We start from the raw sequence: 15049 nt of genomic DNA on the forward strand, positions 1-15049 counted from the left end.
GTCCATCACGCTTGACACACTTGGGGCATACGCCCGGATCGGCAGCTACGTCCGTTGCCGGGCTCACGCTGACGGAATCTCAGGACCCCCAGGGCGAAGACAAAACCCCAAGACGGGCGTTTGGTCAAACGTCAGTTCGCCGAGCGCAGGTCCCGCACCGCCCGCCAGCGCTCCACGAGACGCCCGTAGGCCGCCCCGGCACCCTCCTCGTCGCCGCGCCGCAGCGCCCCGATCCCCTCGGCCACGTCCGCCGCCGAGTGGTCGCCCTCCAGGGAACCGGACGGCAGGGCGTGCACCAGCCCTCCGTAGTCCAGCTCGACCAGCGAGCGCGGGTGGAACTCCTCCAGCCAGCGTCCGACGTCCTCGAGCCCGTCGATCAGCAGGCTCTCCTCCATGGCGTCGCGCAGCGCGCGCAGCCCGCGCGCCACCCGCCGGCGGGCCTGGACCATGGGGGTGCGGTAGCGCAGGACGGGCGCCTCCCCCGCGGAACCGTCGGCGTACTCCCGCTCCCCGTCCTCGAACAGCACGAACCAGTTGATCGGGACGTGCCAGGTCGCCGTGCGGATCCAGGGCCGGGCGTCGGGATGGCCGGACAGCCAGCGCTCGTAGTCCCGGGTCGCCTGATGCCGTACGACCGGGGGGAGCAGGGCGTCGAGGACCGGCAGCGGGAAGTCCTCGGCGAGCTCGCCCAGGGCCTGCCAGCCGCGCAGCCGGGTGCGCCAGGGGCAGACGCAGAGGACGCCGTCGGCCTCCAGGACGAACGCGTCGTCGCTCTCGTGCACCGGCACCGGCACCGGCGGGGTGGGCGCCAGATCGGCCAGCGACCGGCGGAGTTCGTCCTGGCAGGACGGGCGGTCGGGGCGGCGGGCGTAACGGGCCCAGTGACCGCGTTCCGGCTCGGGGAAGGCGGCCAGCGGTTCGTACACGCGCAGGTACGTCGCGTAGGGGACGATCACCGAGGACACCTTGGGCACGCCTGCTCCCTCCCCAGCCGGCCGCCGCGAAAACCTGCCCGGCCCCCGCCCGGACGGGTGGGAAATCCTGGCAAACCGCCGCACGGGGTACTCCGGACGGAGGTGATCCCGCACACGGTGCCGCCGTCGGACGCGGAAGGATCTACTCTCGTGCCACAGCCCCCGCCACCTTCACGGGAGCCGACCCCACCCGCCGCTTCTTACTCAGGAGTCACCACAGTGACCGACGTATCTGACGGCGTCCTGCACACCCTGTTCCGCTCGGACCAGGGGGGCCACGAGCAAGTCGTGCTCTGTCAGGACCGCGCCAGTGGCCTCAAGGCCGTCATCGCTCTCCACTCCACCGCCCTGGGCCCCGCCCTCGGCGGTACGCGCTTCTACCCGTACGCCTCCGAGGAGGAGGCCGTCGCCGACGCGTTGAACCTCGCGCGCGGGATGTCGTACAAGAACGCCATGGCCGGCCTCGACCACGGCGGCGGCAAGGCCGTGATCATCGGCGACCCGGAGCAGATCAAGAGCGAGGAGCTGCTGCTGGCCTACGGCCGGTTCGTCGCCTCGCTCGGCGGCCGGTACGTCACCGCCTGCGACGTCGGCACCTACGTCGCCGACATGGACGTCGTGGCCCGCGAGTGCCGCTGGACCACCGGCCGCTCCCCCGAGAACGGCGGCGCGGGCGACTCCTCCGTGCTCACCTCCTACGGCGTCTACCAGGGCATGCGGGCCGCCGCCCAGCACCTGTGGGGCGACCCCTCGCTGCGCGACCGCAAGGTCGGCGTCGCGGGCGTCGGCAAGGTCGGCCACCACCTGGTGGAGCACCTGCGCGCCGAGGGCGCCGAGGTGGTCGTCACCGACGTGCGCGAGGACGCCGTGCGGCGCGTCCTCGACCGGCACCCCGAGGGCGTGTCGGCCGTCGCCGACACCGAGGCGCTGATCCGCACCGAGGGCCTGGACATCTACGCCCCGTGCGCGCTCGGCGGGGCCCTGAACGACGACAGCGTGCCCGTGCTGACCGCCCGGGTGGTCTGCGGAGCCGCCAACAACCAGCTCGCCCACCCCGGTGTCGAGAAGGACCTCGCCGACCGCGGGATCCTCTACGCACCGGACTACGTGGTGAACGCCGGCGGTGTCATCCAGGTCGCCGACGAGCTGCACGGCTTCGACTTCGACCGGTGCAAGGCGAAGGCGTCGAAGATCTTCGACACCACGCTCGCCATATTCGCACGTGCGAAGCAGGACGGGATCCCGCCGGCCGCCGCGGCCGACCGGATCGCCGAGCAGCGGATGGCGGAGGCACGTCCGGTCCGCTGAGAGCTGCCGGGGGGCGGCCCGTCCCGGGCCGCCTTCGTACGGGTGAGCGGTACCCGCCGGCGGGCACTTGGAGAGAACTCTCACTTCTCCCGGCGGGTCGACCTCCGATAAGTGGTGAAAATCGCGTCTGACCAGCGAGGACAGGGTGCCTCGACGGCCCCGGGGACGGGCCCGTCATGCGGGCGACGTACCGTATGGGCGTGGGCTCAGGTACCGTGGGAGCCCTACGGACCGGTCTCTCCACGGAGAGCCCGTTCCGGACCATGAACGCGTGTCAAGACTCTGGGGCCGTCGAGCCCCGTCGTTGAGGGGGTCGAGCCATGGGGCGCGGCCGGGCCAAGGCCAAGCAGACGAAGGTCGCCCGCCAGCTGAAGTACAACAGCGGTGGGACTGACCTCTCACGCCTGGCCGAGGAGCTGGGTGCATCGCCGTCGAATCAGCCACCGAACGGTGAGCGTTTCGAGGACGATGAGCAAGACGACGACCTGTACGCACGGTACGCCGACCTCTATGAGGACGACGACGAGGACGAGGACGGCCCGTCCTCTCAACGTCGCGGCGCCTGACCTTGCGCTGAGCACGAGCCCGGTGGGTGACCTCGGTCACCGGCCGGGTTCAGTGCTGCCCGGGACCACCGGGCCGCACACCTCACCCGGAACGCTGCCCGCCCGGTCACCGCGCGGGCAGCGTCCTCGTGCTCAGTTCGCGTAGTCACCGACGAGTGCCGCGCCCGTGCCGTGCTCGCCGCGGTCGGTGATCTCACCGGCCACCCAGGCGTCCACTCCACGGTCGGACAGCGTCGTCAGCGCCACGTCGGCGGACTCCTGCGGCACGATCGCGATCATGCCGACGCCCATGTTCAGCGTCTTCTCCAGCTCCAGCCGCTCGACCGAACCGGTCCGTCCCACGAGGTCGAACACCGGGGCGGGCGTCCACGTGGAGCGGTCCACCGTCGCGTGCAGTCCGTCGGGGACGACACGGGCCAGGTTGGCCGCGAGCCCGCCGCCGGTGACGTGGCTGAACGCGTGCACCTCGGTGGTGCGCATCAGCGCCAGGCAGTCCAGCGAGTAGATCTTGGTGGGCTCCAGGAGCTCCTCGCCGAGCGTGCGGCCCAGCTCGTCGATCCGGGTGTCCAGGGCGAGGCCCGCGCGGTCCAGCAGCACGTGCCGGACGAGCGAGTAACCGTTGGAGTGAAGACCCGAGGCCGCCATGGCGATCACCGCGTCACCCGAACGGATGCGGTCCGGGCCGAGCAGCCGGTCGGCCTCCACGACGCCCGTACCGGCGCCGGCGACGTCGAAGTCGTCCGGACCCAGCAGACCGGGGTGTTCGGCCGTCTCGCCGCCGACCAGGGCACACCCGGCCAGCACACAGCCCTCGGCGATGCCCTTGACGATGGCCGCGACCCGCTCGGGGTGGACCTTGCCGACACAGATGTAGTCGGTCATGAAGAGCGGCTCGGCGCCGCACACCACGATGTCGTCCATGACCATGGCGACCAGGTCGTGGCCGATGGAGTCGTAGACCCCCATCTGCCGCGCGATGTCGACCTTGGTGCCGACGCCGTCCGTGGCGGAGGCCAGCAGGGGCCGCTCGTAGTTCTTCAGGGCGGAGGCGTCGAAGAGGCCGGCGAATCCGCCGAGGCCGCCGAGGACCTCGGGGCGCCGGGTCTTCTTCACCCACTCCTTCATCAGCTCGACCGCGCGGTCGCCCGCTTCGATGTCGACGCCCGCCGCTGCGTAGCTGGCACCAGTGTTCTGGGACATGACTGTGAGAGCTTTCGTGTCGTCCGTCAGGGCTTACGGGCGGCGGATCGCGTCGACCGCGGCCGGGGCGGCGGTGCCGGCGGCCAGTTCGGTCTCCAGGAGCTGCTTGCCGAGGAGCTCGGGGTCGGGCAGCTCCATCGGGTACTCGCCGTCGAAGCAGGCGCGGCACAGGTTCGGCTTGGCGATGGTGGTCGCCTCGATCATGCCGTCTATGGAGATGTACGACAGGGAGTCGGCGCCCAGCGAGGTGCCGATCTCGTCGATGGTCATGCCGTTGGCGATGAGCTCGGCACGGGTCGCGAAGTCGATGCCGAAGAAGCAGGGCCACTTCACGGGGGGCGAGGAGATCCGGATGTGGACCTCGGCGGCGCCCGCCTCGCGGAGCATGCGGACCAGGGCGCGCTGGGTGTTGCCGCGGACGATGGAGTCGTCGACCACGACCAGGCGCTTGCCCTTGATGACTTCCTTGAGCGGGTTCAGCTTCAGACGGATGCCGAGCTGGCGGATCGTCTGCGACGGCTGGATGAACGTCCGTCCGACGTACGCGTTCTTGACCAGGCCGGCGCCGAAGGGGATGCCGGAGGCCTCCGCGTAGCCGATGGCGGCCGGGGTGCCCGATTCCGGGGTCGCTATGACGAGGTCGGCCTCGACCGGGGCTTCCTTCGCGAGCTTGCGGCCCATCTCGACACGCGAGAGGTACACGTTGCGGCCGGCGATGTCGGTGTCCGGGCGGGCCAGGTAGACGTACTCGAAGACGCAGCCCTTGGGCTTCGCTTCCGCGAATCGTGAGGTTCGCAGTCCGTTCTCGTCGATGGCGACGAACTCGCCCGGCTCGATCTCGCGCACGAAGCTCGCGCCGCAGATGTCGAGGGCGGCGGACTCGGAGGCGACGACCCAGCCGCGCTCCAGCCGGCCGAGGACCAGCGGGCGGATGCCCTGCGGGTCGCGGGCCGCGTAGAGGGTGTTCTCGTCCATGAAGACGAGGCTGAAGGCGCCCCTGACCTGGGGGAGGACCACATGCGCGGCCTGCTCGACGGTCACCGGCTCGCCGTCGGCGGAGCGCTGCCCGGCCAGCAGGGCGGTGATCAGGTCGGTGTCGTTGGTGGCCGCCACCTTGGGGGCGCGGCCGTTCTCCTTGGGGAGCTCGGCGACCATCTCGGCGAGCTGGGCGGTGTTGACCAGGTTGCCGTTGTGGCCGAGCGCGATGGACCCGTGCGCGGTGGCACGGAACGTCGGCTGGGCGTTCTCCCACACGGAGGCACCGGTGGTCGAGTAGCGGGCGTGTCCGACCGCGATATGACCCTGGAGCGAACCGAGCGAGGTCTCGTCGAAGACCTGGGAGACCAGGCCCATGTCCTTGAAGACGAGGATCTGGGAGCCGTTGCTGACCGCGATACCCGCGGATTCCTGGCCCCGATGCTGGAGGGCGTAGAGCCCGAAGTACGTGAGCTTGGCGACCTCTTCGCCCGGAGCCCAGACACCGAAGACGCCGCAAGCGTCCTGGGGGCCCTTCTCTCCGGGGAGCAGGTCGTGGTTGAGTCGTCCGTCACCACGTGGCACGCCACCGAGTGTAGGCGAGATCGACCACTGGTCCGAATGCGGGATGGGGCCCCCGGGGTGGATCAGCGCGGGGCGACGGCCCGGACACTGGTGCCGTTCTCGCTGGTCAGCGTGAGGGTCCGGCCTTGGATGTCGTAGCTCACGGTCCCGTCGAACAGCTTCGTCAGGGTCTTCTCGCCGTCCATGAGTGAGTCTTCGCACACCATGCGGGTCATGCCCGGCACGCCGAGCGTGATACGGCCGTCGCGCACCGTGGCGTCGGCGTTCACGCGGTTGCAGCCGAGGCTTCCGGCGACGGTGCCCCGCTTCCGGTCGAAGGTGAGGTGGGCGCGCGGGCCGGCGGCGGGCGTGGTGAGGGTCCACTTCGTGCCGTGCAGGGGACTGTCCTCGGTCTCGCTGAGCCGCACGGTGTCGCCGGAGGCGGTGGTGAGGGTGAGGCGTCCGTCGCGCGCCTCGGTCTTCAGGCCGCCGTCGCCGAGGGCGCGGGCCAGGGCGCCCTCGGCGTCCATGACCTTCTCGGAGCAGGCCCTGAGGGTCGTCTCCCGCTCCCCCAGCCGGATCCGGTCGCCGTCGTAGGTGACCCGGCCCTTGAACAGGTTGCATCCGTAGTTGCCGGTGGCCCGGCCGTCCTCGTCGAGGGTGAGGTGGGCGTCGCCGGGGGCGCGGTGGGTGGTGCCGTCGACGGTGACGCTGTCGACGGTCCAGCGGATGCCGGTCACCGGTTCCGCGGCCTCGGCGCTGCCGCTGCCCGCGCCCGCCTTCTCACTGCCACAGGCCGCCGCGAGCGGGACGACGAGCACGGCGGCGGCCGCCAGGGTCATGCGCTGCTGGTGCTTCTGCCTGTCCATGCCGCTTCGACGGGAGCGGGGAGCGAGTGGTTCCCCTTCCGTCCCCGGTTCACCCGAGCAGCGGCAGGTACGGGCCCAGGTCCGCCCGCTCCCCACTGGCGCTCACCTCGGCGCGGGCCACGGCGTCCTGCCAGGCCGTCCGCCCGCCGGCCAGCCGGATCCAGGTCAGCGGGTCGGTCTCCACCACGTTCGGCGGGGTGCCCCGGGTGTGGCGGGGCCCCTCGACGCACTGCACGACCGCGTACGGCGGGATCCGCACCTCCGTCGAGCCGCCGGGGGCCTTCGCGGCGAGCGCGTCGGCGAGCAGCCGGACGCCGGTGGCGAGGGCCTGCCGCTGGTACGGGATGTCGAGGCCGGGCACGGCGGCGTTGAGGTCGTCGGTGTGGAGGACGAGCTCCACGGTGCGGGTGACGACGTAGTCGGCCAGCGGGAGCGCGCCCGCGCTGGTGGGGAGCAGCCGGCTGCCGGGGTGGGTGTCGAGCCGTGTGCTGAAGCGCCGCTCGGCGTCCGCGAGGTGGGCGTCGGGATCGGGGTGCTCCGCCGCGAGCCGCCGCGCCGTGGCGGCGATGGTGTCCGCGTCGGCGGCGATGGCGGACGGCCAGTCGAGCAGGTGCCCGTCCTGGCGCGGCGGCTCGGGCTCGTCGAGCAGCAGGTCCACGGCCGTCAGCGCCGCCCCCATGTGCGCCACCAGCTCCCTTACGGTCCAGTCGCCGAGCCGGGTGGGCAGGGCGAGCTGCTCCGGGGTGAGCGTGCGGACCGCCGCCCGTACGTTCCCGAACTGGGCCAGGACGGCGGCGCGGGTCTTCGCGGGGTCGTAGGTGCGGGTGCGCTTCTTGGCCGGAGGCATGGCGGCAGCCTATGCGGGGCGGGACGGTGCCGGTTCGGGGGTGTCGAACACCTCTCCGTTGCGGGGGACACCGGTGCCCCGCCAGGTGAACGGGATGCCGCGCGCGGTGTCCGGGTCGGGGCCGTCCATCAGCTGGAAGTGCAGGTGGGGCTCGCTGGAGTTGCCGGAGTTGCCGCAGGCGGCCACCACGTCCCCCGCGCGCACCCGGTCGCCCTCGCGGACCGTGAGGGAGCCGCGCTTCAGGTGGGCATAGACCGCGTGGACGCCGTCGCCTAGGTCCAGTACCAGGTGGTTGCCGAGGATCCGGTGGACTCCTCCCATCTCGCGCACCGAGCCCTCGACGAGCAGCAGGTAGAGCAGGGCGGGCAGCGAGGTGCGGCTGAGGTGGTCGCGCTGCCGGTCGTGGACCCGTACGACGACCGCGTCGGCGACGGCGCGCAGCGGGGCGCCGTACGCCGGGAAGCCGGCCGGGCGGCGGGCGAGCGGCCACAGCGCGGTGAAGCCCGGGCGGGCGCCCGGCCCGGGTTCGGCCACGACGTCGATGGCGTAGGTCTGCCCGTAGGCGTGGACTCCGTGGCTCGGGGTGCGGTCGGCGGGGCTGTTCAGCGCGGACCAGCGGCCGGTGACGGGCGGGGCGGTCTCGACGGGCTCACGGGCGACCCCCGGGGCGTCCGGCGGACCGCCCCATCTGTTCACGGTGATGACCACGGCGTACGCCAGGGCCAGCGGCAGCAGGTCCCACCACCAGCCGTAGCCCCAGCCGAAGACGATGTGGGCGGCCACCAGCGCGATGAAACCGATCTGGAGGCCCCGGAAGGCGATCATGGCGATCTTGCGTGCGGACATGTTTCCCCCTGTGTCCTCGGCGATGGGCGGCGGTCCGGTCAGGGCCGCGCCGCCGACAGCGTCACCAGCAGGGGAACGACCCTGCCGGGCGGTACCTCGTAGCGGCCGCGGCCCGTGGTGTGCAGCCAGCCGGCGCCGGTGAGCTGGCGCAGGTGGTGGTAGATCTGGCCGGTCGTACCGATCCCCTCCAGCTCCGCCAGTTCGGCCGCGGTGCGCCGGCCGCCGACTATCTCGCGCAGCAGCCGCAGGCGCACCGGATGCCCGAGCGCGGCCAGCGCCTCGGCGGCGTCCGGCCACTCGTAGGCGAGCAGCCCTTCCGTGAGCGCGCCGTGCTGCCAGGCGTACTGCTCGCCGGTCGGCATCCGGACCGAACCGGTGAACAGCACGCCCCCGTCGGCCGCCCGCAGCTCGGCGAGCTGCTGCTTCAGGCCCTCCAGGGCCCAGAAGTCGCCCTCGCCGAGGCTGGGAGCGGTGCGGTCGGCCGCTTCCAGCGCGGCCAGCCGGCGCTCCAGCTCGGTCATGCGTTCTTCGAGTTCCACGCCTTCGAGATTACGTAACTACGTAATCCCGCGCAAGGGGGAATCCGGTGTCGTCGCTCCACGACGAAGCCCCCGCCCGGCGGACCGGGCGGGGGCTTCGTGCGGACGGAGCGGGAGGGTCAGGCCAGCAGCGCCGGGATGGTCCCCTCGTGGGCCTCGCGCAGCTCGGTCAGGGTCAGCGCGAACTCGCCCTGGACCTCGACCGTGTCGCCGTCGACGACGCCGATGCGGGTGGCCGGGAGGCCGCGCGCACCGCACATGTCGGTGAAGCGGACCTCCTCGGAACGCGGCACGGCGACGATCGCGCGGCCGGCCGACTCGGAGAACAGGAAGGTGAAGGCGTCGAGCCCGTCGGGGACGACCAGACGCACGCCCTTCCCGCCGAGCAGCGCCGACTCGACGACCGCCTGGACCAGACCGCCGTCCGACAGGTCGTGGGCGGCGTCGATCATGCCGTCGCGGGAGGCGGAGATCAGGATCTCGCCGAGCAGCCGCTCACGCTCCAGGTCGACCTGGGGCGGCAGCCCGCCGAGGTGGTCGTGGACGACCTGGGACCAGGCCGAGCCGCCGAACTCCTCACGGGTGTCGCCGAGGAGGTAGACCAGCTGTCCCTCCTCCCGGAAGGCGACCGGCGTGCGGCGGGCGACGTCGTCGATGACGCCGAGGACCGCGACCACCGGGGTGGGGTGGATGGCGGCCTCGCCCGTCTGGTTGTAGAGCGAGACGTTGCCGCCGGTCACCGGGGTGCCGAGCTGCTGACAGCCGTCCGCCAGACCGCGCACGGCCTCGGCGAACTGCCACATGACCGCGGGGTCCTCCGGCGAGCCGAAGTTCAGGCAGTCGGAGACGGCCAGCGGCTTGGCGCCGGTCGTCGCCACGTTCCGGTACGCCTCGGCGAGGGCCAGCTGGGCGCCCGCGTACGGGTCGAGCTTGGCGTAGCGGCCGTTGCCGTCGGTGGCGATCGCGACGCCGAGGCCGGACGCCTCGTCGATGCGGATCATGCCGGAGTCCTCGGGCTGGGCGAGGACGGTGTTGCCCTGCACGAAGTGGTCGTACTGTTGGGTGATCCACTGCTTGGAGGCCTGGTTGGGCGAGCCCACCAGCTTCAGGACCTGGTCCTTCAGCTCCGCGGAGGTCTCCGGGCGGGGCAGCTTGTTCGCGTCGTCCGCCTGGAGCTCGTCCTGCCAGGACGGGCGGGCGTAGGGGCGCTCGTAGACCGGGCCGTCGTGGGCGACCGTGCGCGGGTCGACGTCGACGATCTTGCCGCCGTGCCAGTAGATCTCCAGGCGGTCGCCGTCGGTCACCTCGCCGATGACGGTGGCGATGACGTCCCACTTGTCGCAGATCTCGAGGAACCGGTCGACCTTCTCCGGCTCGACGACCGCGCACATGCGCTCCTGCGACTCGCTCATGAGGATCTCCTCGGGCGAGAGCGTGGAGTCGCGCAGGGGCACGTCGTCCAGGGTGACGCGCATGCCGCCCGAGCCGTTGGAGGCCAGCTCGGAGGTGGCGCAGGACAGCCCGGCCGCGCCGAGGTCCTGGATGCCGACGACCAGCTTCTCGGCGAACGCCTCCAGGGTGCACTCGATGAGCAGCTTCTCCTGGAAGGGGTCGCCGACCTGCACGGCCGGGCGCTTCGACGGCTTGGCGTCGTCGAAGGTCTCGGAGGCCAGGATCGAGGCGCCGCCGATGCCGTCGCCGCCGGTGCGGGCCCCGTACAGGATGACCTTGTTGCCCGCGCCGGAGGCCTTGGCGAGGTGGATGTCCTCGTGCCGCATGACGCCGATGGCTCCGGCGTTGACCAGCGGGTTGCCCTGGTAGCAGGAGTCGAAGACGACCTCGCCGCCGATGTTGGGCAGGCCCAGGCAGTTGCCGTAGCCGCCGATGCCGGCGACGACGCCCGGGAGGACGCGCTTGGTGTCGGGGTGGTCGGCCGCGCCGAAGCGCAGCGGGTCGACGACGGCGACCGGGCGGGCGCCCATCGCGATGATGTCGCGGACGATGCCGCCGACACCGGTGGCCGCGCCCTGGTAGGGCTCGACGTAGGAGGGGTGGTTGTGCGACTCGACCTTGAAGGTGACCGCGTAGCCCTGGCCGACGTCGACGACACCGGCGTTCTCGCCGATGCCGACGAGGAGGGCGTCGGACTCGGGGGCCTTCTCACCGAACTGGCGCAGGTGGACCTTGCTGCTCTTGTACGAGCAGTGCTCGGACCACATGACCGAGTACATGGCGAGCTCGGCACCGGTCGGGCGGCGGCCGAGGATCTCCACCACCCGCTCGTACTCGTCCTTCTTCAGGCCCAGCTCGGCCCAGGGCAGCTCGACGTCGGGGGTCGCGGCCGCGTGCTCGACCGTGTCCAGACGGGAAGGGGCGGCCCGAAGGGCCTCGTTGTCGGGCGGCGGTGGGAGACGGGAGGGCGTGCGGCTCATGCGGTGACCAGCTTCTTGAGGATCGAGGTGAAGAAGGGGAGACCGTCGGTACGGCCCGTACCGATCAGCGACTCGACGGCGTGCTCGGGGTGCGGCATCAGACCGACGACGTTGCCCTCGGCGTTGGTGATGCCGGCGATGTCGTTGAGCGAGCCGTTGGGGTTGACGTCCAGGTAGCGGAAGGCGACCCGGCCCTCGGCCTCCAGCTCGTCCAGCGTCCGCCGGTCGGCGACGTAACGGCCGTCCATGTTCTTCAGCGGGATGTGGATCTCCTGGCCGGCCGTGTAGTCGGCGGTCCAGGCGGTGTCCGCGTTCTCCACCCGCAGCTTCTGGTCGCGGCAGATGAAGTGCAGGTGGTCGTTGCCCAGCATGCCGCCGGGGAGCAGGTGCGCCTCGGTGAGGATCTGGAAGCCGTTGCAGATGCCGAGCACCGGCATGCCCGCCCTGGCCTGGTCGATGACGGTGTCCATCACCGGCGAGAAGCGCGCGATGGCTCCGGCGCGCAGATAGTCGCCGTAACTGAAACCGCCGCAGAGCACCACGGCGTCGACCTGCTTGAGGTCCTTGTCCTTGTGCCAGAGGGCGACGGGTTCGGCGCCGGCGACACGGATCGCGCGCCGGGTGTCCCGGTCGTCGAGGCTGCCCGGGAAAGTGACGACGCCAATACGAGCGGTCACTTCGCGGCCTCCGCGACTTCCTCGACCCGTACGGTGAAGTCCTCGATCACGGTGTTGGCGAGGAAGGATTCCGCAAGATCGTGGATACGGGCGAGCGCGGCCTCGTCGACCGGCCCGTCAACTTCCAGTTCGAATCGCTTTCCCTGACGGACGTCCGAGATCCCTTCGAAACCCAGTCGCGGCAGTGCGCGCTGCACCGCCTGGCCCTGGGGGTCGAGGATCTCCGGCTTGAGCATGACGTCGACTACGACGCGTGCCACTGGCACTCCCGGTGTGTGGTGCTGAGCAGGTTCCTTCAGACTACCCGCACAAAATTTCTACGCGGGTAGAGTTGTAGGAATCTACGTGAGCCCCATCACGATTCGGCATCGCGAGGAGGCTCCCGGGAAAAGATCCGGGAAAGATCCGTGTTCCCTCGCACATCTCTATTGCGCCGCGGACACGCGGACAGATTTAGTCGGGCTTCACAATGCATTGCCGGGCACTGTACAAATGAATTGTCATTAGCAGATACTTTGCCCGCTTACAGGCGGACAGCCGACATCTCGGCGACGTACCGGCACGTCATCACGGACGTACGGACGAGAGGTGTCGCACGAAGGGACCGGTATTCGTGGCGCAGAAGGTCGTGGTCACTCTCTTCGACGACATCGACGGCTCGGAAGCGGCGGAAACGATCGCCTTCGGACTGGACGGCAAGTCGTACGAGATCGACCTCAATGAAGCCAATGCCAGCAAACTGCGGAAGGCCCTCGAGCCCTACGTGGACGCCGGCCGCAAGCGGTCGCGCTCCGGCAAGGCGTACCGGCAGACGGAGGTCGCCCCCGACCCGGCCGCCGTGCGCGCCTGGGCACAGGCGAACCGGATGGACGTGCCCGCGCGGGGCCGGATCCCCAAGAAGGTCTACGAGGCGTTCGCCGCGGCGCGGTGAGCCCGGCCGCGCGCCCCTCGGGCCCGATGGGGTGACGCCGGGTCCGGCGCGCTGACGGAACCACGAGCCCGGTCGGGTGACGGGCCCGGGGCCGCCGGGGCGACCCGGCGGACGGCCGGTCACCCGCCCCTGACGGCAACCGACTTGCGCAGCACCCCCGCTGATCAGCTAGAGTCTGGAGCACGCCGAGGGGCAAGGCCGAAAGGCCCGGCCCACGGAGTACATGCGGGTGTAGTTCAGTAGTAGAACATCCCCCTTCCAGGGGGAAGGCGCAGTGTGCAATTCCTGTCACCCGCTCTGCATCGCCGTACCGATCATCCTTGTGGATCAGGTAGGCTGGTGCCCGCGCCGATCGGTGAGAGCCGGTCGGAGGCAATGCGGACGTAGCTCAGTTGGTAGAGCGCAACCTTGCCAAGGTTGAGGTCGCGAGTTCGAGCCTCGTCGTCCGCTCAGGAATGAGACCCCGGTCCCACGGACCGGGGTCTTTCGCATGCCCCGGCCCGTCTGACATTTGTCATGCCCGGCGATGACACCCCGCACTGCCCCCTCCTCCCCGCGGCGGCGATGATCGAGTCATGGAAGCGAACGAACACGTGATTGAGGTCACCGACCTGCGACGTGTCTACGGGGGCGGATTCGAGGCGGTGCGCGGCATCGACTTCTCCGTGCGGCGCGGCGAGATCTTCGCGCTGCTGGGGACCAACGGCGCGGGCAAGACCTCCACCGTCGAACTGCTGGAAGGGCTCGCCGCCCCGGCCGCCGGGCGGATCCGGGTCCTCGGTCACGACCCGTACACCGAGCGCGCCGCCGTACGGCCCCGCACCGGCGTGATGCTCCAGGAGGGCGGCTTCCCCTCCGAGCTGACCGTCGCCGAGACCGCGCGGATGTGGGCGGGCTGCGTCAGCGGGGCCCGCCCCGAGCTGGAAGTGCTGACGCTGGTCGGCCTGAAGACGAAGACCGGCGTCCGTGTGAAGCAGCTCTCCGGGGGGCAGCGGCGCCGCCTGGACCTCGCGCTCGCCCTGCTCGGTGACCCCGAGGTGCTCTTCCTGGACGAGCCGACCACCGGACTCGACCCCGAAGGCCGCCGGGAGACCTGGGAGTTGGTGAGCGACCTGCGCGACCGCGGCACGACCGTGCTGCTCACCACGCACTACCTGGAGGAAGCCGAGTTCCTCGCCGACCGGCTCGCGATCATGCACGAGGGCCGCATCGCCGTCACCGGCACCCCGGCCGAGGTGACCGCCTCCGAACCGTCCCGGATCTCCTTCGAACTGCCCGAGGGCTACTTCGTGGGCGACCTGCCGCCCCTCGCCGAACTGGGCGTGAGCGACCACCAGGCCGACGGCCGGACGGTCCGGCTGCGCACCCACGAACTGCAGCGCGCCGCCACCGGGCTGCTGGTGTGGGCCGAACGCGCCGGAGTGGAACTGCGCCGGCTGGACGTCCGTTCGGCGTCCCTGGAGGAGGCGTTCCTCGGGATCGCCAAGGAGGCGGCCGCGGGGGCGGCGCCGACGAAGGAGTACGCGGCATGAGCACCACCGTGACCACCCCGATGAGCCGGATGACCGCGCTCGCCCGGGCCGAACTGACCCTGCTGGGACGGGCCAAGGGAACCCTCTTCGCCGCGCTGTTCGTGCCGCTGGTGCTGCCGGTGAGCGCGCGCGAGGCGGCCGGGGAGATGGATCTCGCCGAGGCCGGCCTCACCATCGGCACGGTCGTGCTGCCCGCCGCGATCGGCTTCTCCCTGCTGTTCGCGGTCTACTCGGCGCTCGTCGGCTCCCTCGTCGCCCGGCGCGAGGAACTCGTCCTCAAGCGGCTGCGCACCGGTGAGCTCCGGGACGCCGAGATCCTCGCAGGGTCCGCGCTGCCGGCGGCCGCGACGGGCCTGGTGCAGTCGCTCCTGCTGGCGGCCGGCTGTTTCGTCCTGCTCGACATGGCGGCCCCGCCGGCCGTGTACCTGTCGGTGCTGGGCCTGCTGCTGGGGCTGGTGATGTGCGTGGGACTCGCGGCCGTCACCGCGAGCTTCACCCGGACCAGCGAGAGCGCCCAGGTCACCCCGATGCCGCTGATGTTCCTCTCGGTGATGGCCTCCGGAATGATGGTCCCGCTGGAGATCCTCCCCGACAAGATCGCCGCCGTCTGCGAACTCCTGCCGCTGACCCCCGTCATGACCCTGGTGCGCGGCGGCTTCACCGGCGACCTGTCGTCGGGCGAGGCACTGGGCGCCACGGCGGTGGCGCTGGCCTGGATCGCGTTCACGGTGTTTGCTGTACGGCGCTGGTTCCGCTGGGAGCCGAGGCGCTGACGTACGGCGAGACGGG

Annotated in this window: 15 protein-coding genes and 2 tRNA genes; 7 read left to right on the forward strand and 10 right to left on the reverse strand. The window is 71.2% G+C overall.

Annotated features, from left to right (window positions below; genetic code table 11):
* Positions 1 to 131: 131 nt before the first annotated feature.
* Positions 132 to 974: a DUF8083 family protein gene (locus IE172_RS06030; RefSeq protein WP_190096056.1), complete on the reverse strand. Its 843-nt coding sequence runs from the start codon at positions 972 to 974 to the stop codon at positions 132 to 134.
* 219 nt (positions 975 to 1193) lie between these two features.
* Here IE172_RS06030 and IE172_RS06035 point away from each other — a divergent pair, with 219 nt between their 5' ends.
* Positions 1194 to 2282 (forward strand): Leu/Phe/Val dehydrogenase, encoded by a 1089-nt coding sequence (locus IE172_RS06035; protein WP_190096057.1) that lies wholly within the window; start codon positions 1194 to 1196, stop codon positions 2280 to 2282.
* A 320-nt stretch (positions 2283 to 2602) separates the two neighbouring features.
* Positions 2603 to 2848: a DUF3073 domain-containing protein gene (locus IE172_RS06040; protein WP_078541017.1), complete on the forward strand. Its 246-nt coding sequence runs from the start codon at positions 2603 to 2605 to the stop codon at positions 2846 to 2848.
* Positions 2849 to 2980: 132 nt separating this feature from the next.
* Here IE172_RS06040 and purM read toward each other — a convergent pair whose 3' ends face one another.
* From purM to purS, 9 genes are all read right to left on the reverse strand, one after another.
* Positions 2981 to 4048 carry a phosphoribosylformylglycinamidine cyclo-ligase gene (gene purM / locus IE172_RS06045; RefSeq protein WP_190096058.1) on the reverse strand — a complete coding sequence of 356 codons (1068 nt, stop codon included), beginning with the start codon at positions 4046 to 4048 and terminating at the stop codon, positions 2981 to 2983.
* 33 nt (positions 4049 to 4081) lie between these two features.
* Positions 4082 to 5608: an amidophosphoribosyltransferase gene (purF, locus tag IE172_RS06050; protein ID WP_190096059.1), complete on the reverse strand. Its 1527-nt coding sequence runs from the start codon at positions 5606 to 5608 to the stop codon at positions 4082 to 4084.
* Between the two features lie 62 nt (positions 5609 to 5670).
* The gene (locus IE172_RS06055) at positions 5671 to 6456 is read right to left on the reverse strand and encodes an META domain-containing protein (RefSeq protein WP_190096060.1); all 786 of its coding nucleotides are present in this window, start codon (positions 6454 to 6456) and stop codon (positions 5671 to 5673) included.
* A gap of 49 nt (positions 6457 to 6505) precedes the next feature.
* Positions 6506 to 7303, reverse strand: a complete 798-nt coding sequence (locus IE172_RS06060; protein WP_190096061.1) for a maleylpyruvate isomerase family mycothiol-dependent enzyme — start codon at positions 7301 to 7303, stop codon at positions 6506 to 6508.
* A gap of 9 nt (positions 7304 to 7312) precedes the next feature.
* Positions 7313 to 8149, reverse strand: a complete 837-nt coding sequence (locus tag IE172_RS06065; protein WP_190096062.1) for a M23 family metallopeptidase — start codon at positions 8147 to 8149, stop codon at positions 7313 to 7315.
* 38 nt (positions 8150 to 8187) lie between these two features.
* Positions 8188 to 8688: an ArsR/SmtB family transcription factor gene (locus tag IE172_RS06070; protein WP_229885824.1), complete on the reverse strand. Its 501-nt coding sequence runs from the start codon at positions 8686 to 8688 to the stop codon at positions 8188 to 8190.
* 119 nt (positions 8689 to 8807) lie between these two features.
* The gene (gene purL, locus IE172_RS06075) at positions 8808 to 11120 is read right to left on the reverse strand and encodes a phosphoribosylformylglycinamidine synthase subunit PurL (RefSeq protein ID WP_229885826.1); all 2313 of its coding nucleotides are present in this window, start codon (positions 11118 to 11120) and stop codon (positions 8808 to 8810) included.
* Positions 11117 to 11797 (reverse strand): phosphoribosylformylglycinamidine synthase subunit PurQ, encoded by a 681-nt coding sequence (purQ, locus tag IE172_RS06080; RefSeq protein WP_190096063.1) that lies wholly within the window; start codon positions 11795 to 11797, stop codon positions 11117 to 11119. The genes purL and purQ overlap by 4 nt, the downstream gene beginning before the upstream one ends.
* A complete protein-coding gene (purS, locus tag IE172_RS06085) occupies positions 11794 to 12057 on the reverse strand; it encodes a phosphoribosylformylglycinamidine synthase subunit PurS (protein ID WP_006133353.1) in 264 nt (87 codons plus the stop codon). Before purS ends, purQ begins: the two co-directional genes overlap by 4 nt.
* Positions 12058 to 12410: 353 nt before the next feature.
* On the opposite strand from purS, the gene IE172_RS06090 reads away from it, so the two are divergent.
* The 5 genes from IE172_RS06090 (at position 12411) to IE172_RS06110 (ending at position 15033) form a co-directional block, all read left to right on the forward strand.
* On the forward strand, positions 12411 to 12728 hold the full coding sequence (locus tag IE172_RS06090) for a histone-like nucleoid-structuring protein Lsr2 (protein WP_190096064.1): 318 nt from the start codon (positions 12411 to 12413) through the stop codon (positions 12726 to 12728).
* Positions 12729 to 12953: 225 nt separating this feature from the next.
* A tRNA-Gly gene (locus IE172_RS06095) sits at positions 12954 to 13025 on the forward strand.
* Positions 13026 to 13105: 80 nt separating this feature from the next.
* Positions 13106 to 13178, forward strand: a tRNA-Gly gene (locus IE172_RS06100).
* A gap of 125 nt (positions 13179 to 13303) precedes the next feature.
* Entirely contained in the window at positions 13304 to 14260 is a 957-nt protein-coding gene (locus IE172_RS06105) for an ABC transporter ATP-binding protein (RefSeq protein ID WP_190096065.1), read from the forward strand.
* Entirely contained in the window at positions 14257 to 15033 is a 777-nt protein-coding gene (locus tag IE172_RS06110) for an ABC transporter permease (RefSeq protein WP_190096066.1), read from the forward strand. Before IE172_RS06105 ends, IE172_RS06110 begins: the two co-directional genes overlap by 4 nt.
* Positions 15034 to 15049: the final 16 nt, after the last annotated feature.

The organism is Streptomyces griseoflavus, assembly GCF_014649995.1.
GTDB lineage: Bacteria > Actinomycetota > Actinomycetes > Streptomycetales > Streptomycetaceae > Streptomyces > Streptomyces griseoflavus.

Coding starts and splice junctions, on each gene's coding strand:
- IE172_RS06040 (WP_078541017.1), top strand. CDS start 2,603: ATGGGGCGCGGCCGGGCCAAGGCCAAGCAGACGAAGGTCGCCCGCCAG.
- purM (WP_190096058.1), bottom strand. CDS start 4,048: ATGTCCCAGAACACTGGTGCCAGCTACGCAGCGGCGGGCGTCGACATC.
- IE172_RS06055 (WP_190096060.1), bottom strand. CDS start 6,456: ATGGACAGGCAGAAGCACCAGCAGCGCATGACCCTGGCGGCCGCCGCC.
- IE172_RS06060 (WP_190096061.1), bottom strand. CDS start 7,303: ATGCCTCCGGCCAAGAAGCGCACCCGCACCTACGACCCCGCGAAGACC.
- IE172_RS06065 (WP_190096062.1), bottom strand. CDS start 8,149: ATGTCCGCACGCAAGATCGCCATGATCGCCTTCCGGGGCCTCCAGATC.
- purL (WP_229885826.1), bottom strand. CDS start 11,120: ATGAGCCGCACGCCCTCCCGTCTCCCACCGCCGCCCGACAACGAGGCC.
- IE172_RS06105 (WP_190096065.1), top strand. CDS start 13,304: ATGGAAGCGAACGAACACGTGATTGAGGTCACCGACCTGCGACGTGTC.
- IE172_RS06110 (WP_190096066.1), top strand. CDS start 14,257: ATGAGCACCACCGTGACCACCCCGATGAGCCGGATGACCGCGCTCGCC.